This window comes from Agrobacterium sp. SUL3 (genome assembly GCF_001263295.1).
Classification (GTDB): Bacteria; Pseudomonadota; Alphaproteobacteria; order Rhizobiales; family Rhizobiaceae; genus Agrobacterium; species Agrobacterium tomkonis.
The window spans coordinates 36026-59315 of record NZ_KQ414518.1 but is presented as its reverse complement, the minus strand read 5'-3'; the positions used below and the strand labels follow the sequence as shown (position 1 = coordinate 59315).

Annotated in this window: 17 protein-coding genes; 12 read left to right on the top strand and 5 right to left on the bottom strand. The window is 56.3% G+C overall.

Features of this window, described 5'->3' with window-relative positions:
- Window positions 1–53: 53 nt before the first annotated feature.
- The gene (locus AKG12_RS25105; protein ID WP_052820887.1) at window positions 54–1091 is read right to left on the bottom strand and encodes an ABC transporter substrate-binding protein; all 1038 of its coding nucleotides are present in this window, start codon (window positions 1089–1091) and stop codon (window positions 54–56) included.
- 657 nt (window positions 1092–1748) lie between these two features.
- On the opposite strand from AKG12_RS25105, the gene hutC reads away from it, so the two are divergent.
- The 5 genes from hutC to AKG12_RS25080 all read left to right on the top strand — a co-directional run bounded on the left by hutC (window position 1749) and on the right by AKG12_RS25080 (window position 7415).
- Window positions 1749–2489 carry a histidine utilization transcriptional repressor HutC gene (hutC, locus tag AKG12_RS25100; RefSeq protein WP_046801966.1) on the top strand — a complete coding sequence of 247 codons (741 nt, stop codon included), beginning with the start codon at window positions 1749–1751 and terminating at the stop codon, window positions 2487–2489.
- A 330-nt stretch (window positions 2490–2819) separates the two neighbouring features.
- Window positions 2820–3317: a Csu type fimbrial protein gene (locus AKG12_RS25095; protein ID WP_052820886.1), complete on the top strand. Its 498-nt coding sequence runs from the start codon at window positions 2820–2822 to the stop codon at window positions 3315–3317.
- Window positions 3318–3338: 21 nt separating this feature from the next.
- Complete coding sequence (locus tag AKG12_RS25090; protein WP_052820885.1) at window positions 3339–4058, top strand: fimbrial biogenesis chaperone; 720 nt, start codon at window positions 3339–3341, stop codon at window positions 4056–4058.
- Window positions 4030–6468, top strand: a complete 2439-nt coding sequence (locus tag AKG12_RS25085) for a fimbria/pilus outer membrane usher protein (RefSeq protein WP_052820884.1) — start codon at window positions 4030–4032, stop codon at window positions 6466–6468. Before AKG12_RS25090 ends, AKG12_RS25085 begins: the two co-directional genes overlap by 29 nt.
- Window positions 6465–7415 (top strand): Csu type fimbrial protein, encoded by a 951-nt coding sequence (locus tag AKG12_RS25080; RefSeq protein ID WP_052820883.1) that lies wholly within the window; start codon window positions 6465–6467, stop codon window positions 7413–7415. The genes AKG12_RS25085 and AKG12_RS25080 overlap by 4 nt, the downstream gene beginning before the upstream one ends.
- Window positions 7416–7652: 237 nt before the next feature.
- On the opposite strand, the gene AKG12_RS25075 is transcribed toward AKG12_RS25080, so the two are convergent.
- The 3 genes from AKG12_RS25075 to AKG12_RS30805 form a co-directional block, all read right to left on the bottom strand.
- The gene (locus AKG12_RS25075) at window positions 7653–9023 is read right to left on the bottom strand and encodes a sensor histidine kinase (RefSeq protein ID WP_052820882.1); all 1371 of its coding nucleotides are present in this window, start codon (window positions 9021–9023) and stop codon (window positions 7653–7655) included.
- A complete protein-coding gene (locus tag AKG12_RS25070) occupies window positions 9020–9694 on the bottom strand; it encodes a response regulator (protein WP_046801949.1) in 675 nt (224 codons plus the stop codon). The genes AKG12_RS25075 and AKG12_RS25070 overlap by 4 nt, the downstream gene beginning before the upstream one ends.
- Window positions 9695–10700: 1006 nt before the next feature.
- A complete protein-coding gene (locus tag AKG12_RS30805; protein ID WP_232370449.1) occupies window positions 10701–10826 on the bottom strand; it encodes a tripartite tricarboxylate transporter permease in 126 nt (41 codons plus the stop codon).
- 343 nt (window positions 10827–11169) lie between these two features.
- Here AKG12_RS30805 and AKG12_RS25065 point away from each other — a divergent pair, with 343 nt between their 5' ends.
- From AKG12_RS25065 to AKG12_RS25035, 7 genes are all read left to right on the top strand, one after another.
- Window positions 11170–12438 (top strand): sugar ABC transporter substrate-binding protein, encoded by a 1269-nt coding sequence (locus AKG12_RS25065; protein WP_052820881.1) that lies wholly within the window; start codon window positions 11170–11172, stop codon window positions 12436–12438.
- 12 nt (window positions 12439–12450) lie between these two features.
- Window positions 12451–13539 carry a carbohydrate ABC transporter permease gene (locus tag AKG12_RS25060; RefSeq protein WP_052820880.1) on the top strand — a complete coding sequence of 363 codons (1089 nt, stop codon included), beginning with the start codon at window positions 12451–12453 and terminating at the stop codon, window positions 13537–13539.
- Complete coding sequence (locus AKG12_RS25055) at window positions 13536–14417, top strand: carbohydrate ABC transporter permease (protein ID WP_080842876.1); 882 nt, start codon at window positions 13536–13538, stop codon at window positions 14415–14417. The genes AKG12_RS25060 and AKG12_RS25055 overlap by 4 nt, the downstream gene beginning before the upstream one ends.
- Window positions 14418–14656: 239 nt before the next feature.
- Entirely contained in the window at window positions 14657–16252 is a 1596-nt protein-coding gene (locus AKG12_RS25050; protein WP_052820879.1) for a peptide ABC transporter substrate-binding protein, read from the top strand.
- Between the two features lie 54 nt (window positions 16253–16306).
- Complete coding sequence (gene oppB, locus AKG12_RS25045; RefSeq protein ID WP_035265000.1) at window positions 16307–17230, top strand: oligopeptide ABC transporter permease OppB; 924 nt, start codon at window positions 16307–16309, stop codon at window positions 17228–17230.
- On the top strand, window positions 17223–18353 hold the full coding sequence (locus AKG12_RS25040) for an ABC transporter permease (protein ID WP_052820878.1): 1131 nt from the start codon (window positions 17223–17225) through the stop codon (window positions 18351–18353). The genes oppB and AKG12_RS25040 overlap by 8 nt, the downstream gene beginning before the upstream one ends.
- Window position 18354: 1 nt before the next feature.
- Window positions 18355–19965: an ABC transporter ATP-binding protein gene (locus tag AKG12_RS25035; protein WP_052820877.1), complete on the top strand. Its 1611-nt coding sequence runs from the start codon at window positions 18355–18357 to the stop codon at window positions 19963–19965.
- Window positions 19966–20092: 127 nt separating this feature from the next.
- On the opposite strand, the gene AKG12_RS25030 is transcribed toward AKG12_RS25035, so the two are convergent.
- The gene (locus tag AKG12_RS25030; RefSeq protein WP_052820876.1) at window positions 20093–23248 is read right to left on the bottom strand and encodes a multidrug efflux RND transporter permease subunit; all 3156 of its coding nucleotides are present in this window, start codon (window positions 23246–23248) and stop codon (window positions 20093–20095) included.
- Window positions 23249–23290 lie beyond the last annotated feature (42 nt).

Genomic DNA, 23290 nt, shown 5'->3' with positions numbered 1-23290 from the left:
TCTGACGGGAAAAGAAAAGCCGCATGCCAATCCAGCATGCGGCCCCGTGATTGCTACTTGATCGCGGCTTCGATACGGGTCTTGGCCTCCGGCGACACCCATGCGCCCCAGATGTCACCCTTGGTCTTCAGGAAGCGCGTTGCTGCGGCCACCGCATCGGCCTTTTCGTCAACCATATAAGCGAGGCTGGAATTGACCTCCTCAAGCGGGAAGGTCGCCTTGCCGAGGATTTCGATGATATCCGGCGCAACCTTGGCGAAGTCGCTGTTGACGCCATAAGCAACCTCAACCGCCGGGAAAGCGCATCCCGCCTCCCGCTTGCCATCGGCGCTTGTCAGGTCCTTCCAGCAGGCTTCGGTGTAGGCCGGCTCGGAAAGCTGCACGAGCTTGTATTTACCCATGATTGCGGTCGGGCTCCAGTAGTAGAACAGCAGCGGCTCGCCCTGAAGATAGGCGGCGCTGATCCCCGCATCCAGCGCCGTGCCCGTGCCCGGGCGGAAGTTCACGTAGGTCGAGTCGAGCTTGTAAGCCTGGAGCTTGGCGGTATTGACACCCTCACAGGTCCAGCCCGAAGGGCAATTGAGAAAACGTCCCTTGGACGGCTCTTCGGGATCCTGAAAAAGGGCAGCGATCTTCGGATCGGAAAGCTGCTCGACACTTTTCAGGTCGGGGGCCTTTGCCTCTATGCCCTTTGTCGCGTCGCCCTTGATCAGGTATTCAGGAACGAACCAGCCTTCGGAGGCGCCGACGAAGGTCTTGCCGACCGAGGTAACCTGTCCTGCGGCAGCGGCCTTGTTCCAGACGTCGGACCGGCCGATCCATTCCTCGGCGAAAATCTGAACGTCGTTATTGGCTGTGGCCTGTTCCAGCGTCACCGAATTGCCGGGAATGGAATCCACCTTGCAATCATATCCCTTTGACAGAATAGCCTTCATGACTTCGGTAACGAAGGCGCCGCTTTCCCAATCGATGCCGGCGAAAGTAACAGTCTTTCCCTCGCCGCAATAGCTGGCTGCATGGGCCGAGCCCAAGGGCAGCGCCGCAAACAGGGCCGTGGCGGCAAGCGCGAATTTAAATTTAGCATTCAACATCTTATTCCCCTTTTTGATTGATGGTTGGCATGTTGTCGGCACAAATTCATGCGGTGCCGGCGCAGGATCTCCCTGAAAATATGATGAAGGAATATCGACCTTTCGCCGGGTCAGCGGGACGGTTTGGAGCAGGTCCGAACAACACACCTATTCCCTGCCCGCAGCATCGGAGTTTTATGCCACAACGAAAGTAACTCCCCTTAAGTTCACTATACAACTTTGCTGAAACGGCTTTAATGTTAGAGAATGGCGGCAAGCCGGAAAGGCACTGGAAGAGCAACTGAAAAACCGACATCGTCCGAATCCTCAACGCTGCCGATCCAGCCTTCTTGCGCCGAAACCTATGTGTTCGCCTGCAAGGCATCAGAGCCGTAAACGGTTCACAGCCACGCATTCACAGCCCTTTCTCCCAATATCGGCGAGCCAGCCTGCATTTTCCTTTCGGAGCGGGTCGGCATGCAAACATCCTCACCTCGGCCACTTACGAGAAAAATGCGCCCGCAAAGATCGACTTTTCAATTCCCCATCGATGCTTCACAAGTTGTATATGTAACTTTGCATGGTTTTAGGAGACAAGCAAGTGCAAAGATGATATTTTGCATGCGTCCGAAATGCTGGTTATATTTTAGGCAATCTGCCGATTTTCAGGGAGTTTAAATGCCGTCCGTGATCGAAAGCGACCTCGCAACATCCAGCGAGTATCCTTCTCTGCCGCTCTATGAGCGTGTGAAAACGCAAATCAAGGCAAAGATCGCGAGCGGCGAATGGCCCCTCCACCACCGGGTCCCTTCCGAAAACGAAATGGTGGAGATGCTGGGCGTCAGCCGAATGACGGCAAACCGTGCCCTGCGGGAGCTTGCGACCGAAGGCGTCATCGTGCGCGTTCAGGGACGCGGTTCATTCGTCGCATCGAAAAAAAGAAGCGCCGGCATGATGGGTGTCCGAAACATCGCCGACGAGATCAAGGAAAGGGGCTCTTCCCACCAGGCCAGCCTGATCCTGGCGCAGACCGAAGTATGCGGTCCCGATCTTGCCTCGGCGCTGGAGATCGACGTTGGTGCGAAAATCTTCCATTCGATCATCGTTCATCACGAAGACGACGTTCCGATCCAGCTGGAAGATCGTTTCGTGAATGCCGCGGTCGCTCCAGACTATCTGCGGCAGGATTTCAGCTCCATGACCCCGAATGCCTATTTGACGGCATTGGCGCCGATTTCCCGGACCGAACAGTTTATAGAAGCCGCAGCGCCCCAACCATGGGAGTGCAAATTGCTGGCGATCGGCCGACACGAACCCTGCCTGCAGGTTCGGCGGCGAACGTGGTCTTCCAGCCGTGCGGTAACATCGGTACGGCTATTATACCCCGGAAGCCGCTATCGACTCGAAAGTCAGGAATAAGAGCTCCCTATATGGCCATCGACCAAGGGATCACGATCCTGCGTCTTCATCCAAATGTGCACCATCACATCAAACCGCGCTGCGAGGAAATGGGCAAGCCGCTGATTATATAACATTTTCTGAGAATTTATCTATTTTCGCATCCGCGAATTCCATGGAATTTACGGTTGCACTTTATACTGTATCTCATCCTGTAGTTTTCTAGGCTCCGCCGTTAAGGATTTGTTAACCAAATCGAAGCGAGTATTAGATTATTCTAATTACCCGCTATTGGGGTGATCCTGCGTTGTGACCGAGGAAATCAGCAGCGCAGCCGCTTGGGGAGAGAGCATGAAGTTCGCAACATCAGGCTACCTATTATCACTTGCGGCGTGCGTCCTTGCGCCGTCATCAGGCATGGCGCAGGTCGCCACTTCAAACTTCACGGTACAAATCACCATTCAGGCGGCATGCCAGATCAACTCGGCCGGCAATCTGAACTTCGGAACCAATGGTGTCATCAGCAGCAATATCGACGCGACCAGTCAGGTCGTCGTTCAATGCACCTCCAGCACACCCTTCAGCCTTGGACTGAGCGCCGGCGCCGGTTCAGGCGCCACTGTCGCCAACCGTCTGATGACCTCCCCGGCGGGTGCCACCATTGCATACTCGCTCTATACGACTGCGGCACATACCACGGTTTGGGGCAACACCGTGGGGACGGATCGCCAGACAGGAACGGGAACCGGAGCGCCGCAAACATTCACGGTCTATGGGCGCGTACCTGCCCAGACGACACCCGCGGTCGGCGTCTATACCGATACGGTGACGGCCACGCTCAATTACTGATCGCCATAGGGAGGATCGCGCATGCGTCTTTTTACCTTAGCGGCTGCGTTTATTGCCGGTTTGAGTGTCTCACCTTCACACGCCGCATCTCTGCGGGTTTCACCAGTCATTCTGGATTTAAGGGCACCGGCAGCGGCATCCAGCCTGCGCATATGGAATGATGCGAAAACGCCCATCAACGTTCAGGTCAGGATATTTCGCTGGACCCAGCAAAACGGCTCAGACGTCTATACTGCGGCAGAGGACGTCGTCGCCAGCCCGCCGATGACGCAGCTGAAACCGGGCGCCGAGAACCTTATCCGTATCGTCCGGCTTTCCAAAACACCCATCAGGGCGGAAGAGAGCTATCGCGTCATTGTGGACGAATTGCCCTCTGGGGGAAGACCCCAGTCCGGCACGGTCAATCTGGTCGTTCGCCACTCCATACCTGTTTTCTTTTCGCCCGCTTCCACAGGCGATGCCGAGCCGGTCTGGTCTATAACGCGGCAGGGCAAAGGTTACAGGGTATCCGTTTCCAACAATGGTCAGAAACGGATACGGATCGCCAACCTGAAAGTTCTGGGCGGCAACGGGCAAGCGATTGCCCAGCAGCAGGGTCTGGTGGGCTATGTGCTCGGCAAATCCGGTGCAAGCTTTCTTGTTCCGGCAACCGGCGGCAAAAAAGCTGGTGGCACACTGAAGATTTCGGCTGAGAGCGAAGGCGGCCCCGTCAATGCGACGGCGCGCGTCAACGGCGGCTGACCTTGCCGTTTTGACGATTGCAGGTTTGACGATCTTTTCATCGAGCAGTTTATCCGTGGCGCAGGATTTGCCCCCTGCGACGCAGCCCACTTCTTTTGCCGCAAAAGAAGCAGGGCAATTGCAGCTCGAAGTCTACATCAATGATGTTTCAACGGAACTGATCGCCACATTTCGTCAAAACGACGCCGGGTCGCTTCTTATCGAACCGGAGCAGCTGAAGAACATCGGGATTTCGCCGGTTGAAAGCGCTGCAGGCGATGATGGCTGGATCGATGTCTCCAGGCTGCCGGATGTGGTGACGCGTTATGATGAAAGCACGCAGTCGGTCCATTTCGCCCTGCCCACGGCGGCACGGGCAAGCAAGGTCATCGACGCATCCGGCAGGAGCGATGAGCAGGAAGACGAGGACGTGCAGGACAAGGCCACAAGCGATTTTGGAGGTCTGGTGAACTACACGATCTACGGCTCGTCCGGTGGCAACAAATGGTCGGATCTGACCGATTTCAACGGTGTCTCCGCCCTTTTGGAAAGCCGTGTGTTCGGCCCGCTCGGCGTGCTGTCTTCGTCTCAGGTCTTGAGCACATCCCGCCTGTCGCAATTCGACACCCAGCGCCTCGACACCACCTGGAGCTACTCCGATGAGGACAGCCTGACGACATACCGGGCCGGAGACCTGATCACCGGGGGGTTGAGCTGGACACGTCCGACGCGGCTGGGCGGCGTGCAGATCCGCCGAAACTTCGATCTGCGGCCGGATATCGTCACCATGCCGATGCCTGAATTTGCAGGCTCCGCAGCGGTGCCCTCCACCGTCGATGTCTATGTCAACAATATCCGCCGCCTGTCGCAGGAGGTTCCCGAGGGGCCATTCTCCATCACCAATCTGCCGGTCATCAGCGGTGCGGGCAATGCAAGGCTGGTGGTGCGGGATGCGCTGGGGCGCGAAACCGTGTCCGAAACGCCTTTTTATACCTCGCCGGATTTGCTCGCGCAGGGTCTCATCGATTTTTCGGCCGAGCTTGGCTTTGCCCGGCGCAATTACGGCACCTCGTCTTTCGATTATGATGACAGGCCTCTCGGCTCTGCAACGGTGCGCTATGGATTGTCGGACGGGTTGACATTGGAGGGCCATGCGGAAGGCGGTGAGGATTTCTACAATATCGGTTTCGGCGGCGTCTTCACGCTTGGAGCCCATGGGCTGGCGGCGATTTCGGGCGCATCGAGCCGTTTTAATGCGGAAAGCGGTTATCAGCTTTCTGCAAATGTCGAAGCCGAATTGCTCGGAATACGGTTGAACGCCCGCTCGCAACGGACATTCGGCGACTATAACGATATGGCATCCGTTTCCGCTGATACATCGAAAGTCCGCACGATAGCCGGCCTGCTCAGCGCGCGGCCGCCGCGCGCGCTCGACCAGATTTCCGTTTCTACGCAACTTGGTTTCGATGAGACGAGCCTTAACTTCTCCTACACACAGCTGGAAACTTTCGATGAAAGAAAATCCCGGCTGCTTGGCCTTTCCGCCACGCGGCCCTTTGGCGAAAACGGCAATATCTTCGTCACCGCTTATAAGGACCTAGAGGACAGCAATTCCTACGGCATCTATGCCGGTCTCTCCTGGTCGTTCGGCGGTGGCGTCTCCGGTTCGGCCGGCATGTCCTCCGATGCGGACGGATATTCTCTGACGGCCGAAGTCGGAAAATCCGAAGAACAGGCGGAGGGAAGTTATGGCTGGCGCCTGCGCGGTTCGATGGGCGGCAACGATATCGCCTCCGCCTCCGGCAGTTATCGCGGCAGCGTCGCACGTGTGTCGGCCGGCGTCGATCAATTCAACCGCACGACACAGGCCTATGCCCAGATCGACGGATCGATAGCGCTGGCCGGCGGCGATGTCTTTATTGGAAACCGGATCGATGACGCCTTCGCCGTCGTGGATGCGGGCGCGCCCGGCGTCGATATTCTGCTGGAGAACCGCCCCATCGGCCAGACGAACCGACGCGGAAAGATATTGCTTCCGAACCTGCGGTCCTATGACGTCAACAACATTACGCTGGACCCCAGCAATCTTCCCGTCGATGCCCGCATCGACACAACGAAACAAACCGTCACGCCGACAGAGCGCGCCGGAGCAGTCGTCAACTTCAAGGTGGAAACCGAGGGGCAGGTGGCGCTGGTAACGCTGAAGGATGAAAGCGGCCAGTTTATCGAAACCGGGTCGACCGGCAAGATAGACGGTGAGCGTGACTTCATCGTCGGTTATGACGGACAGGCCTATCTTGATAATATCGGCGAAACACATCGGCTTGCCATCACGCAACCCACGAAGGGAGAGTGCGAAGCGCAGATTACCGTGTCCCCTGCCGCCAAGACACGCGCCACCCTTGAAGCCATATGCAGGAGCGTTCAATGAAGGTTCTGACCCGCGCTGCCCTTGCCATCACCACTTTCCTGTTTGGGACACCGGTTCTGGCGCAAAGCTGCAGCTTCAGCATGTCGGACATGAGTTTTGGCTTCGTCAACCTTACAAGCGGCAGCGCAGTGGATACCACCGCAACATTGTCGGTCACCTGCTCCAACCCTTTGTCACTGGCGCTTTCCGTCCGCATCTGCCCCAACATCAACGCCGGTAGCGGTGGACAATCGGGCGGTATCCGACGGATGCTGCAAGGCAGTAACATCCTCAATTATCAGCTATATCAGAACTCCGGACGCACAACGCTCTGGGGATCGGTCACCCAGCCCGCACTTGGATCACCTCCGCCTATCGATATGGCGCTGCCCCTCCTCCTCAACAGCACGAGCCGTACCGTTTATGGCAGGATCACCGCCGGTCAGGCCGCTGCCGCGCGCGGCCCCTACCTCTCCAGCTTTGCCGGCGCCGAGACCAGTTTTACCTATACGTCATTCCTTTTATTGGCCCCGAACTGCTCCGACGTAACCCAGAACCCGACACAGGTGCCATTCAACGTTACGGCTGCGGTATCGCCGACCTGCATCGTCTCGGCGCAAAACATCAATTTCGGCAGTCACGGCGTTCTCAACACCGCAGTCGATGCCACGGGAGCCATCGCTCTTACCTGTACCAGCAACCTGAATTACAGCGTCGCCCTCAATGGCGGCCTGAGCAACAGCCCGCCGGCTTCGCGCCAGATGGTGCTGGCGGGCGGATCAATAACCTACGGGCTCTATCGCGACGTCAACCGCACGAATGTCTGGGGAAGTGCGGCTGGCCAAATCGCCACCGGCACCGGAACCGGTAGCCTGCAGACACTGACCGTCTATGGACGTGTACCGGCGCAGAATACACCGGCACCGGGTGTTTACAGCGATACGGTTGTTGTGACGGTCAGTTACTGAGCGATGTGCCGCCCCGTTTACCCATGCAGCGCTGCGGTAAGCTAGGCCGCAGTGCGGTCCTTGCAGTCGCATGCATCACCTGCCCCAATGCCGCGATCAACGAAATCGACGCCCAGCGTCGCTGCCCATCCCATACCAACGCTGCCCCACGCGCTGAAGTCGAGCGCCGGGCCGCGTTTCCGAAAAGGAGGAAGTGATCACGATGCAAGCAGTTACAGGCCGGGCATACCCGCCAATTTAAGTTCCGGCTTCAGACCGCGGAAACGCGAGGCTCGCCATCAAGCCACCTTCCGCAGCCTCCTCCAGGTGAACAAATCCACCATGGGCCGCCATGATCTGGCTAACGATGGCCAGCCCCATACCTGTTCCCTCGCATGTACTACCATTGCCACGTACAAACGGCCGCAGCATTTTCTGACGCTCCATTGCCGGAATACCTGGACCATTGTCTGAAACCCGCAGTGTACACGAGGGGAGTACATCGACCGTGAGTATCTCTGTTCCTTGTGCGTGGCGCATGGCGTTGATAATCAGATTGTCTAGCGCGACACGTATTGCCGGCTCGGAGCCGGAAATCATGACCCGTTCTTCTGGCGCGTTGAACTCAATTTCCATTCCGTGCTTCATGGCGGACGGAACATGATCCGCAACGATAGCGCGCGCCAAAGTCGTAAGATCCAAGACCGAAAATGTAAGGGACTGGCCGGATAAACGGGCTAGTTGCAGCGATGTCGTTACAATTGATGCCAGGCGTGTTACATCGCGAACCAGCACCTCCCGCACTTCAGAATCTTGAACTAAATCAAGTTTGATGCGTAATTTGGTCAAGGGCGTTCTCAACTCGTGAGACGCACTGGCGAGGAAGTTTCGCTGCGCTTCAAATGCATTATCGATCCGCGAAAGCGCAGTGTTGAACGCGGCAACCATTGGCTTCAACTCTTTCGGGGTGTCGTGGTCAGATAGTCTGCGACCATTGGGAAGGCCGTCAATATCTTCTGCGGAGCTAACGACCCTTCTTACTGGGGCAGCGATTGTGCGACGCATCGTTATGAAAGCGATAGCAGCTGTCGTGATGAGAACGGCACCAAGTAAATGGTACAATCCCTGCGGCCAAACCAACCAGAGCGCGCAAATTAGCATTTGAGTATCAGAAAGAGAAACTCCACCGACAGAGACAGTTACACTTGAATCGCTCTCATCAACTCTCTTCGCCCCGATATAATCCCTACCGCCAACCATGTAGCTGAATTCATATGTAAGCATTTGAGATGGGGCAGCGTCGAGGATCAACTTGGCTGAAGGCGGAACCGTACCATGCTTGGCAGTCTTGATACCGTCATCGACGACGTACCAAAATTCTGGCTGACCTTTAGCCAATTCAATCGTCTTTGCGGGCACATATGCTGAATTTGGTGAGCCGCTTCTGGTGTCCTTCGTTTCCTCGATTAGGAATCTGCCTACAATATCCACAGCGATACGCTGGCGGCTATCGTTATCAGTCAGTAGAAATACTATGAGCGTCACAACGGTGCTTATCACCATGATGAGCGCCATGCCGAGTATAAGCACGCCGGCGACCGGCAAAGCTATTGATCGCGTTCGGTTCATTGTTCGTGCGCCAACATGTAGCCGATGCCGCGAATTGTCTGGATCGTGATGTTGCAGTTTGCTTCACGCAGTCGCTTGCGCAATCGGGACACATGGGAATCCAGCGCGTTGGATTCCAGCTCGTCGCCGATATTGTAGACGGAAGCCTCCAGATTATCGCGTTGCACGACGCGGCCTGCACGCCGGATAAGTGCTTCGAGGATAGCGAGTTCACGTCTTGGGATGGCCAGCACATTCTCATTAATCATCGCGGAGCGATTTATGAGATCGAATGACAGATTGCCAAACTGTGCGCAGCCTGTCTCATCCAGATTATAGCGACGCAGGACAGCTCGCGCCCGAGCAACAAGCTCGATTGGTTCAAAAGGCTTTCCAACATACTCATCGGCCCCTCTGTCGAGCGCACATACGATATCGGTCGGATCGTCTAAAGCTGTCAATATAAGTGTCGCCGGCCTTGGCCGGAGTTGTCGCAGTGTAGGCAAAAGAGACAGACCATCACCGTCTGGAAGGTTACGGTCTATGAGGACAAGATCAAACTTGAATGTAAGTAGTGCGGCTTCCGCATCTGCTACCGTATCAAATGTATCTGCAACTCCAATGGATTCTTCCATCATCGCTTTCAGTGACGAAGCCAGCTCACGATCATCTTCAACGATTAGAATACGCATGGATCACCACTTTTTTACTATGGTTGACTTGGATGATCGGAAACGCCCATCGTGAAAGGTGGCTCCGTTCCTACGATGAACCTCTTTTGGACAGCCTGGGCATGGCGGTGTTCGCCAAAGCCTCGAAGGACCGCCACCTAGTCATAGTCATACATTGGAGAATCATAACCGCGCCTAAAACGATATTCACGTGACATATCGAGCCGCTGCAGGCAATTGGCGTAGGCATCGGTACCGCGAACAAATCCATACCCCGAGCAACGATTTTCCTGCTCGACGGTTTCGCAGCCGGCAATTACAGTCAACAGACAAAGAATAATGAGAATTCGCATTGAATGCCTTCTTTCTTTTTTAATTGAGCGAAAATAATTCCACAGTATCTTCACAACATTACATGCTACATCGCCTTGTTGCTTAACACTCACCAATGGGGCGCACCCATTTTTCCTATGAAGATAGCTGCATCTGGAGAGTTCCTAGGGAGCGTGGCACCTTTGGCTGCCCGCGATATGGTGTTTCCTCTTGAGTTGGGGAGGGTTTGGGGGTTGCACGTTGTGACAACATTGCAGCCCCAAATTCACCCACGGAATCTGCCGAGAGATTTGATTGTGCTCTTTTCCGTCTCATTGCTCTGATCACACCAATTCGGCTGTGATGCTCCGCACGCGCGCCCTTCCTTGCTGAATTTGTTCGTAAATGGATGCAGACGGATGCCCCTCTGCGTTTCACTCAATGAACTGCCCGTTTCTGTCAGCTATTTGCTCGACGCAAACGAGCAAATCGCACGGACGGCTTTCGTCTCGAAAACTCTCACGACGTGCTCACAGGCCTATTTCCCGATCAGCCAACTCGTCGGTCAGGCGGTGTAGCTGGCGCTCTACGCCTGGTTGGTTTTCGGCAAACGACTGGCAATGATGCTGGCATCCAACGCCTCATAGCCGTTGAGATCGATCACCCATCTGCTTGATGAGAACAGCGCCGCCGCCGTGCATGGATTCCGGCATGATCAGGAGTTCGCTGATAGCAAAAAAAGTCCGATCACGACGATGGCGAACTGGACGCCATCGACTAGATTGGGTGAGCCGAAGGTAAAACGATAGACGCCGGATTTGGCATCAATACCGATCGTCAAGATCCGAGCTAGATTGCCAGCGTGGCTTTTACAGCGCCTTGATCAGCCATTGCGCCAATTCCGCATCATCTTCGACCAAAAGGATTTTCAACCGCACTTCCCCGCGCCCGAGCAACCCCGCTGGGCAGTTGCAACATCATTCCTTTAGCAAGGGCTCAGCCAAGTTCACTGCCCTTGCTAAGGACGCGTGGGCATTTTCCGCCCGCATTTCAGCCGGGTTCGTATTGCTGCTCGAAGTTCCATCTATTCGCGTTCTTACAAAAGATGCACCGCCAGAATGCGGATTTTCTTCGGAACAATCTCTGGATGGTGAAGTTACCCTTCTTCAGGAGGAGGACAATCCATGACCACCAAAGCCATTTTTGCGGGCGCATTCAGTGCCCTCTCGATGTTTTTTTCCACCGCGGCACTGGCGCAGACCGACCTGACGATGTGGTATCACGGCGCGGGCAATGTAGAAGAACGCAAGATATTGGCCGGCATCATCGAGGATTTCAATTCGTCTCAGTCAGACTGGCGGGTCTCGCTTCAGGAGTTCCCGCAGAGTGCCTATAACGAGTCCGTCACCGCCGCAGCACTTTCCAACAAGCTGCCCGACATTCTGGATGTCGATGGGCCGAACATGCCGAACTGGGCGTGGTCGGGTTATTTGCAGCCACTGCAGATCGATGAGGCAAAGCTTGCAAATTTCCTGCCAGGTGCGGTGGGCAAGTGGGGAGACAAGCTCTATTCCGTCGGCCTGTGGGATGCAGCCGTCGCCATATTCGCCCGCAAATCGGTTCTCGATGAAAACGGCATTCGCATTCCAACACTGGAAAAGGCATGGACCGGCGAGGAGTTCGATGCGGCGCTCGAGAAGCTCGCGGCCAGCGGCAAGTTCGAATATGCGATCGACCTTGGCATGGCCGACAAAACCGAATGGTACAGCTATGCCTTCAGCCCGTTTCTGGAGAGCTTCGGCGGCAGCCTGATCGACAAGAAAAATTATCAAACCGCCGAGAACTTCCTCAACGGAGACAGTGCCGTCAAGTTCGGAGAATGGTGGCAGTCTCTGTTCGAGAAGAAGCTGGCACCCGGAACGTCACAATCACCTGCCGACCATGAAACCGGCTTTCTGGAAGGTCGTCACGCCTTGCAATGGATGGGCAACTGGGTTGCGGTGAAGGCGCTTGAGAAATATGGCGACGACCTGCTGTTTCTGCCGGCGCCTGATTTCGGGCAGGGTCCGAAGATCGGCGCCGGATCCTGGCAGTTTGGTGTGTCGGCCACCAGCAAACATCCGGAAGGCGCGTCCGCCTTCATCGAATTCGCCATACAGGACAAATATCTCGCGCAGTTCTCCGATGCGATCGGCCTCATCCCGGCCACCTCCTCGGCGGCCCAGATGACGAAGAATTACAAGCAGGGCGGCCCGCTCGAAATTTTCTTCGATCTGTCCAAGCGCCAGGGAACGTTGCGTCCGGTCACTCCGGCTTACGCCTTCATCTCGCCGGTCTTTTCCAAGGCGCTTTCCGATATCGTCAACGGCGCGGATGTTGCCGATACGCTGGACAACGCAACGGATGAGATAAACAACAACATTGAGCGCAATTCGGGTTACCAACCCAAATAGGGGTCGTGACCGATGGCGTTCTTTTCTTCAAAGGGGAAACTCACCCGAGACGGCTTCACGGGCTGGATCATGGCTGCACCGGCGATGACGCTGATCGGGCTGTTCCTGATCACGCCCTTCCTGCTGGGGCTCGGGTTTTCCTTCACCAACCAGCGGCTGACATCTCCCAATCCGACCGAGTTTGTCGGCGTTGAAAATTACACCCGGCTGCTGGGTATCGGCGTGCTGACGCTCGAACCTGAAAGGGAGGCGGACGGCGGCATCAGCCGGAATGCCGATGGCGCCATCTCCTATCCGAGAATTCGCAATTTCACCCGCAACAACCCTGATTATCCCCACCTGGAAGGAATGCGGGAATATAAGAGCTTCACCTGGGGCGAGGACCAGATCGTCATTCTGGCAAGTGATGTCGTATTCCTGACAGCTCTCGTGAACACGCTTTCCTTCGTGGTCGTCGTCGCGCCGGTTCAGGCTGCGCTGGCGTTGTTTCTTGCCCTGTTGGTGAACCAGAAAATCCCCGGCGTCACGATTTTCCGCGCAATCTACTTCATGCCTGTCGTGCTGTCGGTGGTGGTGGTGGCGCTGCTCTGGCGATTTATCTATGCGGCCGATAACGGGCTCCTGAACAGTCTCTTGAGTTACATGAGCTTCGGGCTCTTCCAGCCTGTCGACTGGCTGGGCAGAACTGATACCGCCTTATGGGCCATTCTGGTGATGTCGGTCTGGCAGGGCGTTGGGTTCCACATGGTCATATGGCTCTCCGGTCTGCAAACCATCTCTCCGGATCTCTACGAGGCAGCCGACATTGAAGGAGCGAGCCGCTGGCAGAGGTTCAGCATGATAACCTGGCCGCTGCTGCGCAACACAGCCGTGCTGATTATCATCGTCATCACCATGCAGGCTTTTGCGCTTTTCGCGCAGATCGATGTGATGACCAAAGGCGGACCTCGCGACTCTACACAGAGCATCGTCTATCAGGCGGTTGAGCGAGGATACCGCCAGCAGGACATCGCAGCAGGTTCCGCAATCTCGGTCGTCCTGTTCCTGCTCGTTCTGTGCATTTCCTTGACCCAGCGGTACATGACAAGGGAGAAGCAATGATGCAGGCCGGACAACGCAAAAGCCTCGCTTTTCTCATCGGCAACTATGTGCTCATGCTCGCCTTCGCGGCGATCTTCATTTTACCGCTGTTGTTCATGGGGTTCTCGTCGCTGAAACCAAACGACCAATTGCTGAGTGACGCCACGTCGATAAGAGCCTTCCTGCCGGTGGGACATCTCTCGCTTGAAAACTACACGGCAGCTTTCGCCCGGGCGCCGATTGCAACCTTCATATTCAATTCGGTTCTGGTCACGGGCGTTACCGTGTTTCTCGCCCTGCTTTTTGGCTCGCTTGCCGCCTTCGCCTTCACCTTTTTAAACTGGCGCGGGAAGGATGTTTTATTTTCGATCATCCTCGCCACGCTCATCATTCCCTTTGAAACAATTGCCGTGCCGCTGCTGCTGGAAGTCAACAATCTGCCATGGATTGGCAGCGGTGGGTTTACCTGGGGGTGGCTCAACTCCTGGCATGTGCAGATCATTCCGTGGATCGCAGACGGGCTGACGATTTTCCTCTTCGTGCAATATTTCAAGGATCTGCCGAAGGAATTGCTGGAAGCGGCGCGCATCGACGGCGCCAGCTGGCTACGAATTTATGCCCAGGTTGTTATGCCGCTCAGCGGCCCGGTCATCGCAACGGCTGCGATCCTGAAGTTTCTCGTCATGTACAGCCAGCAATACCTATGGCCGCTTCTCGTGACCCAGTCCGAGGCATACAGACCCGTAATGGTGGGGCTGCAATATTTCTTCCAGCTCAACACGCCATGGGGTGAAGTCATGGCCTATCTCACGATCATCACCCTACCGGTGCTGATCTTCTATCTCTGCCTGCAGAGGCTGTTCATCTCCAGTATCGCGGCAAGCGGAATAAAGGGATAGGGCATCGACCAGATTTCGACGTGAACCGCTCGGCCGCCGGAGGGCCATTCGCTGTGGGACAACGTGGCGCAGGATGGCTTCAGCCGAAGTGTTTTATAAGAAACCGTCGGGTCTAGCGCGGACATGTCAACTTAAGTGAAACTTGTGGTTTCTACATCAACTCACAATTTATTGTGGTTGCACTCCGGAGCAATTTGGCCTTGTTTGTGGACTCAAAATATTCACGGGGAAAGAAAACAATGTCGATAAAAACAACAGCTCGCACCACTCTGCTGGTAGGATCATTACTGATTGGCGCCAGTTCCGCGCTTGCAGAAACAGTTCTGCATCGTGGCAATGCCGGCGAACCGCAGACGCTCGATCAGGCACAGACCTCCATCAACATCGAAGCCTTTATCCTGAAAGACCTTTATGAAGGTCTCACCATTTACGATGCCGCCGGCAAGATCGTTCCCGGTACGGCGGAAAGCTGGACGCTGTCTGAGGATGGCACCGTCTACACGTTCAAACTGCGTGCGGATGCGAAGTGGTCGGATGGCACCCCGGTAACGGCCGGAGATTTTGTTTTCTCCTACCAGCGCGTCGAAGATCCGAAGACCGCCGCAAAATATGCAAATATTCTTTACCCGATCAAAAACGCCGAAAAGATCAACAAGGGCGAGGTTCCGGTTGAGCAGCTTGGCGTCAAGGCGGTGGATGACAAGACCCTTGAGATCACACTCGAGCGCCCGACACCATTCTTCCTTGAACTCCTTTCTCACCAGGCGGCTTTGCCAATTTCGAAGGCAAGCTACGAAAAGAACGGCACCGACTTCGTAAAGCCCGGTGTCATGGTCTCGAATGGTGCTTACAAGCTCGAAGCGCATGTTCCAAACGACAGCTTGACGGTCGTCAAGAACACCAGTTTCTGGGATGCGTCCAACACCAAGATCGACAAGGTCATCTTCTACCCGATCGATGACCAGGCCGCATCCGTTCGTCGTTTCGAAGCAAAGGAAATGGACCTCGCCTATAACTTTTCCGCGGATCAGATCGACCGTCTGCGCAAGGCCTATGGCGAACAGGTTCACGTTTCGCCGACGCTTGCCACCTATTACTACACCTTCGATACCCGCGAAGCGCCTTATAACGATGTCCGTGTCCGCCAGGCGCTCTCCATGGCAGTGGATCGCGATTTCCTCGCCAAGGAAATCTATAGCGGTTCTCAGATTCCGGCCTACTCCATGGTTCCTCCGGGCATGGATTCCTACAAAGAGCCGGCAAAGGCCGACTTCGCCACGCTGTCGCAGCTTGACCGTGAAGACGAAGCCCTCAAGCTCATGAAGGAGGCTGGTTACGGTGAAGGCGGCAAGCCGCTTTCCATCGAAATCCGTTACAATACCAACCCGAACCATGAACGCGTTGCGACGGCTATCGCTGATATGTGGAAGAACACCTTCGGCGCAAAGGTGTCGCTGGTGAACCTCGACGTCGCCTCGCATTATGGCTACCTTCAGGAAGGCGGCAAATTCAACGTGGCGCGTGCCGGATGGGTTGCCGACTATGCCGATGCCGAAAACTTCCTGGCGCTTTCGGTATCCTCCAACAAGACCTTCAACTATTCCAAGTTCAACAACGCCGAATATGACGCGCTGATGCAGAAGTCCTACGACGAGAAGGATCCTGCCGCTCGCTCCAAGCTGCTGCATGAGGCAGAAACCATCCTCATGAAGGAACAGCCGGTTGTTCCGCTTCTGACGCAGGCCGATCTCTGGCTGGTTTCCAACCGCGTCAAGGGTTGGGTCGACAATGCTGCCAACGCACACCTCAGCCGCTTCCTGAGCGTTTCCGAATAAGCAGCGTCGGCACGGTGGCTGACACCACCGTGCCATGCCGGAGCCCGAAAAAGCATGATCTCGTTTATCCTGCGCCGTTTGGCGAGTGCGGTGCCGACTTTGTTTATCGTCGTCACGATTTCGTTTTTCCTGATGCGTTTCGCACCGGGCGGACCGTTCAATCTTGAACGTCCCCTGCCGCCGCAGACGATGGAAAACCTGATGAGAACCTATCATCTGGATGAGCCGTTGTGGCGCCAGTATCTCATCTATCTCGGCAATGCCGTCACCGGCGATTTCGGTCCGAGCTACGTCTACAAGGACAATACCGTCGCGCAATTGATCGGCAAAGGTCTGCCTTATTCGCTGGAACTCGGCAGCTATGCTCTTTTGCTGGCGCTTGTGGGTGGCGTTCTCGCCGGCACTCTGGCCGCGCTAAGGCAGAATAGTGCCTTCGATTTTTCGATCATGTCAATTTCGACGGTTGGCGTTACAGTGCCGAACTTCGTTGTCGCACCTGTTCTCACGCTTGTCTTTGCCGTCATACTCGGGCTTCTGCCCGCCGGCAGCTGGGGCGATGGATCGCTGCGATATCTCATCCTCCCGATGATCGCGCTCGCTTTACCGCAGCTTGCGGTTATCGCGCGTTTGACACGCGGTGCGATGATCGAGGCTTTGCGGATGGACCACATTCGCACCGCCAAGGCTTATGGCCTTCCAGCGCGCAACGTGGTGGTATTCCACGCCATGCGCGCGGCGATGCTTCCGGTCGTTTCCTATCTGGCTCCCTGCGCCGCAGCGCTGTTGACGGGTTCGGCGGTCATTGAGACGATTTTCACTATTCCGGGTGTCGGCCGCTACTTCGTTCTTGGCGCGATCAATCGTGACTATACTCTGGTGATGGGAACCGTCGTTCTCGTCGCCATTTTTGTCATCCTGTTCAATCTCGTGGTCGATATTCTCTACGGCCTGCTCGATCCGAGGGTCAGACATGACTGATATCCCCGGCAATATTGCCCATCAACCATTGGTAAAAAGCCGAAGCCTGTTCCAGCTTGCAGCCCTGCGTTTCAGACGAAACAAGGCCGCCATGGCAGGTTCCGTCATGCTGCTGCTGATCACGCTTTTCTCATTCATCGGCCCGCATTTCCTCACACACACCTATGATCAGGTGTTTTCGTCCTATGTCTCCGTCCCGCCAAGCCTTGAGCCGCGCCCGGATGTGAACAACCTGCAAGGCGTGATGGAAGGCGTTGCCAACCGGGCGCGCGTCGAGCTGAAGGAATTTTCAGTCGAAGGACAGACCTTCACGGCAACCGTCACCTCCACCAGTCCGATTGACCCGCGCACGACACGGTATTTCGACCGCGCCAACGAATTCGAAAACACAAAGGTCGTCGCCACCGAAGATGAAGGCCGAACGCTGAAGCTGGAAGGCGACGTCAATCGCGAATACTTCTTTTTCGGCACCGATTCCAACGGTCGCGACATGCTGGCGCGCGTGATGCTGGGTGGGCAAATCTCGATCGCCGTCGGCGTTCTGGCCAGCCTCGTTTCGCTCGGCATCGGCGTTCTTTACGGCGCAACCGCGGGGTATATAGGCGGGCGTGTCGACAATGTGATGATGCGTTTCGTGGAAATCCTCTATTCGCTGCCCTTCGTCTTTCTGGTGGTCGTCCTAGTGGTCTTTTTCGGCCGCAGCTTCATCCTGATCTTCCTGGTCATCGGTGCCGTGGAATGGCTGGATATGGCGCGTATCGTCCGTGGCCAGACGCTTGCCTTGAAACGGCGGGAGTTTGTGGGCGCCGCACAGGCTTTGGGTTTGAGCGACTGGCAGATCATCCGCCGCCATATCATTCCCAATACGATCGGGCCCGTCGTCGTGTTCGTCACGGTCGTCGTGCCCAAGGTCATTCTTCTGGAAAGCTTCCTCTCTTTCCTCGGCCTTGGTGTGCAGGCGCCGCTGACAAGCTGGGGGGCGCTGATTTCCGAAGGCGCAAACAATATCCAGTCAGCCCCGTGGCTCCTGATATTCCCGGCGATCTTCTTCGTTCTGACCCTGTTTTCGCTGAATTTCGTGGGTGACGGGTTGCGTGATGCACTCGATCCCAAGGATCGTTGACATGAATACGACATCTGAAACCATCCTCACCGTCCGCAATCTCAAGGTCGACTTCACCACGCCTGACGGCACGGTGAGTGCCGTCAAGGGCATCGATCTCGACGTCAAACAGGGGGAAACGCTTGCCGTCGTCGGAGAATCCGGTTCCGGCAAAAGCCAGACCATGATGGGCATCATGGGGCTGCTTGCATCCAACGGCATTATCGAGGGTTCGGCAAAATATCGTGGACGCGAGTTGATCGGCCTGCCGGTCAGCGAGCTGAACAATATCCGAGGTGCGAAAATCACCATGATTTTCCAGGAGCCGATGACCTCGCTTGATCCTCTCTACAGGATCGGCGCGCAAATCGCCGAACCGATCGTTCACCACAGGGGTGGCAGCAAAAAGGAGGCGCGTGCCCGCGTTCTCGAGCTCCTGAAGCTTGTAGGAATTCCTGACCCGGAGCGGCGTATAGACAGCTACCCGCATGAACTTTCCGGTGGTCAGCGCCAGCGCGCCATGATTGCCATGGCTCTCGCAAACGAGCCGGACATTTTGATTGCGGATGAACCGACCACTGCGCTTGACGTGACGATCCAGGCACAGATCCTCGATCTTCTGAAATCATTGCAGAAACGCTTCGGCATGGCCGTCGTCCTGATAACGCATGATCTCGGTGTTGTGCGCCATTTCGCCGATCGCGTCGCGGTTATGCGCCGCGGGGAAATCGTCGAATCCGGCACGACGGAAGATATCTTCGATCGCCCGCAGGCTGACTACACCCGGATGCTTCTCGATGCAGAACCCAGCGGGCACAAGTTGCCAGTCGGCAAAGAGGCGCCTGTCGTTCTCTCCGGGCGGAACGTGACGGTCGATTATAAAATTCCGGGTGGCTTCCTGTCGAAGTCGAGCAAGTTTCGGGCTGTCGACGACGTCAATCTAAGCCTTCGCCAAGGACAAACCATCGGCATCGTTGGTGAGTCCGGATCAGGCAAGTCCACCCTCGGACGCGCGCTTCTGCGCCTTGCCCATTCCAAGGGCCGCATTTTCTTTGGCGAGACGGACATCAGTGACCTTGACCGAAAGGCAATGCGGCCATTGCGGCGGCATTTGCAGCTTGTGTTTCAGGATCCCTATGGTTCGCTTTCGCCAAGACAGACGGTGGGAGAGATAATCACTGAAGGTCTGTTCGTGCATGAGCAACGCTTGAGCCGCGCGGAGCGGGACAAAAGGGCAATCGAAGCACTGAAAGAAGTCGGTCTCGACCCAGCCACCCGCAACCGCTACCCGCACGAGTTTTCAGGCGGGCAACGCCAGCGTATCGCAATTGCCCGTGCGATCATCCTCAAGCCTGATGTCGTCATTCTCGATGAACCTACATCCGCGCTGGACCGGTCCGTTCAAGGACAGGTTATCGACCTGCTACGTGATTTGCAGAAGGCGCACAGCCTTTCCTACATCTTCATCAGCCACGACCTTTCTGTCATCAAGGCCATTTCGGACTACGTCATCGTCATGAGAAACGGGACGATTGTGGAAGAGGGCGAAACGGACGCCATATTCAACAGGCCAGCCGCTGAATATACCGAAACACTCATCAAATCGGCGTTTTCGGCGGAAGTGGCACCCTAGATTACCACCCGGGCGGGATGCGCGCCCGATCACCAGGTACTGGATTGGAACAGTGGCTCCACCGCCTTGGGAAAAGGGGTGGAGCCTTGCGGTGCAGAGGAAGATACACCCCGAACTGCGATTGAGGTTATGTGCTCGAACCGTGAGTGATTGGCACAATCTCGGAACTCGCGGCTGCATCGTCCGCCTCCGGCCGCTTCGTCCTGAACAGTTTCAGCACGAAGACGAAGAAGGCCGGGACAAAGAACACACCAAGGATTGTCGCCGAAATCATGCCGCCGAGAACGGCCGTGCCGATGGCATTCTGGCTGGCGGCACTGGCACCGGAAGCGATTGCCAACGGTACGACGCCGAGCGTGAATGCGAGCGAGGTCATGATGATCGGGCGGAAGCGAAGCTTTGCGGCCTCGATCGCTGATTCCAGCAACGGCTTGCCCTCGGCGTAATTGTCCTTGGCAAATTCGATGATGAGGATCGCGTTCTTTGCCGACAGGCCGATGATCGCGATCAGGCCCACCTTGAAATAGATGTCATTCGGCATTCCGGCGAGCATGACCGCAAGCACGCAACCGATGACACCGAGCGGCACCACGAGCATGACCGAGAACGGGATGGACCAGCTTTCGTAGAGACCTGCGAGAAGCAGGAAGACGAAGAGAAGGCTGATGCCGAACAGGAAGGGCGCCTGTGAACCGGATTTGATTTCCTCCAGCGACTGACCCGTCCACTCGAAGCCGATGCCCTCGGGCATTTCGCCCGCCAGACGTTCCATCTCGGCGATGGCCGCACCCGATGAGTTGCCGGGAGCAGGTTCACCCGAGATGCGTATCGTCGGATAGCCGTTGTAACCAACGATCTGTGGCGAACCTTTCTGCCACTGCGCAATTGCAAAGGACGACAGCGGAACCATTCCGCCGCTGGCATTGCGGACATTCAGCTTGAGCAAATCTTCGACCTGAAGACGGCTCTGGTCCTTGGCCTGCACGATGACACGCTGCATGCGGCCGGCATTTGGAAAGTCGTTGATATAGGACGATCCAAGGTTGGCGGTGATCGTGTTGTTGATGTCGGAGAAGGTCACACCGAACGTGTTCGCCTTTTCGCGATCGATCACCAGCAGAACCTGCGCCGCATCCGGAAGGCCTTCCACACGCATGCCGGTCAGCACCGGACTTTGCCCAGCCTTCTGCATCAATTCGGCTCCCGCAGCAGACAGAGCGGCCTGACCAACACCATTGCGGTCCTGAAGGCGGAATGCGAAACCGCCCGTGGCACCGAAACCTTCGATAGCCGGAGGGGAAAGCGCAAAGCTGGTCGCATCCTTAAGGCCAAACAGGGATATGTTCACGCGGTCTGCAATGGCCTGCGCCGAGTTGTCCGTATCGCGTTCACTCCAGTCCTTGAGAGTGACGAACATCAGCGCGGCGTTGGCGCCGCTACCGGAAAAGCTGAAGCCCTGGATCGCAATGACATCCTTGACGCCGGATTCCGCTTTCAGGATTTCTTCGATCTGCCTGACCGACGCCTGCGTGCGATTGGCGCTGGCTTCCGGCGGCCCCTGAATGTCGACCAGCAAAGTTCCCTGGTCTTCCGCGGGCACGAATGCCGAGGGGAGATTGATGAACAGGTAGCCAAGACCAACGACGAGGGCGAGGTAGATCACCATCATCCGGCCGGCACGCTTTGCCATGCCGTTGGTCACCTTGACGTAGCGGTTTGTCAGGCCATCGAAATTGCGGTTGAACCAGCCTGCCAACCCCTTTTTTTCATGATGCCCCTTGGCAATTGGCTTGAGGAATGTCGCGCAGAGCGCTGGGGTAAGCGACAGCGCCAGAAAAGCGGAAAAGCCGATCGATACGACCATCGTCAGCGAAAACTGGCGATAGATGATGCCGGTCGAACCCGGGAAGAAAGCCATCGGGATGAACACACATGCGAGGACAAGGGTGATCCCGAGGATCGCGCCTGTAATCTGCCCCATCGCCTTGCGGGTTGCGGCCTTGGGTGAGAGGCCTTCCTCAGCCATGATACGTTCAACGTTTTCAACCACTACGATGGCGTCATCGACTAGAATACCGATGGCGAGAACCATGGCAAACATGGTCAGCACGTTGATGGAGAAGCCGGTCGCGAACATGATGGCGCATGTGCCTAACAGCGCAACGGGAACGACCAGAGTCGGGATGACGGTGTAGCGGAAATTCTGCAGGAACACGAACATCACGACGAAGACGAGTACGACGGCTTCGATCAGCGTGCTCAGCACCTTCTCGATGGAGGCTGACACGAACGGGCTGGTGTCGTATGGCGTGGCGTATTCAACCCCTTGGGGGAAAAACTGCGACAGCTCGTCCATCTTCGACTTTACGGCGTTCGAAGTCGCTACCGCGTTCCCCGTCGAGGAAAGCTGAATACCAACTGCCGCGCTCGGTTGCCCGTTCAGGCGGCTGGTGAAGTTGTAATTCTCAGCGCCAAGTTCGATCCTGGCGACATCCTTCAGAAGGACTGCGCTGCCATCGGGGTTTGCGCGCAGGATAATTTCGCCGAACGCCCTGGGGTCAGAAAGCTGGCCCTGTACGAGAACCGTGGCGGTCAGATCCTGCGATACCGGGTTTGGGGCAGCGCCAATCTGGCCGGCAGCAACCTGGGCGTTCTGGGCGGTGATGGCGGCATTGATGTCTGCTGCCGTCAGATTCAGGCCGACCATCTTGTCCGGGTCGATCCAGACGCGCATGGCGCGCTGAGCCGCGAACATCTGGGCGCGACCGACACCATCAAGACGGCGGATTTCACCAAGAACGTTTCGGTTCAGATAATCGCCAAGTGCGACTTCGTCCATGCGACCGTCGGTGGAGGTCAGCGTGATCATCATCAGGAAGCCCGATGCTGCTTCTTCAACGTTGACACCCTGCGAGGTGACCGCAGACGGAAGACGAGACTCCACGCGCCGGATAGCGTTCTGCACGTTGACCGATGCCTGATCGATGTTGGTGCCGGCCTCGAAGGTGGCATTGATGCTGACAGCGCCTGATGTGTCCGAAGTCGATTCGAAATACATCATGTTGGCGACGCCGTTCAGTTCCTCCTCGATCAGCCGCGTCACACCCTGATAGATTTCCTGCGGTGAGGCACCGGGATAGGAGGTGGAAATGGTGAGCTGCGGCGGCGCAACCTTGGGGTATTGCGCAATCGGCAGAAAGGGCAAGGCGATGATGCCCGCTATGGAAATGAACAGGGCGAAGACCCAGGCAAGGATCGGCCTGCTGATAAAGAACTGTGCCATTGTATTACCTTGAATTTCCCGAGGTGGCGGGAATTACGCCGC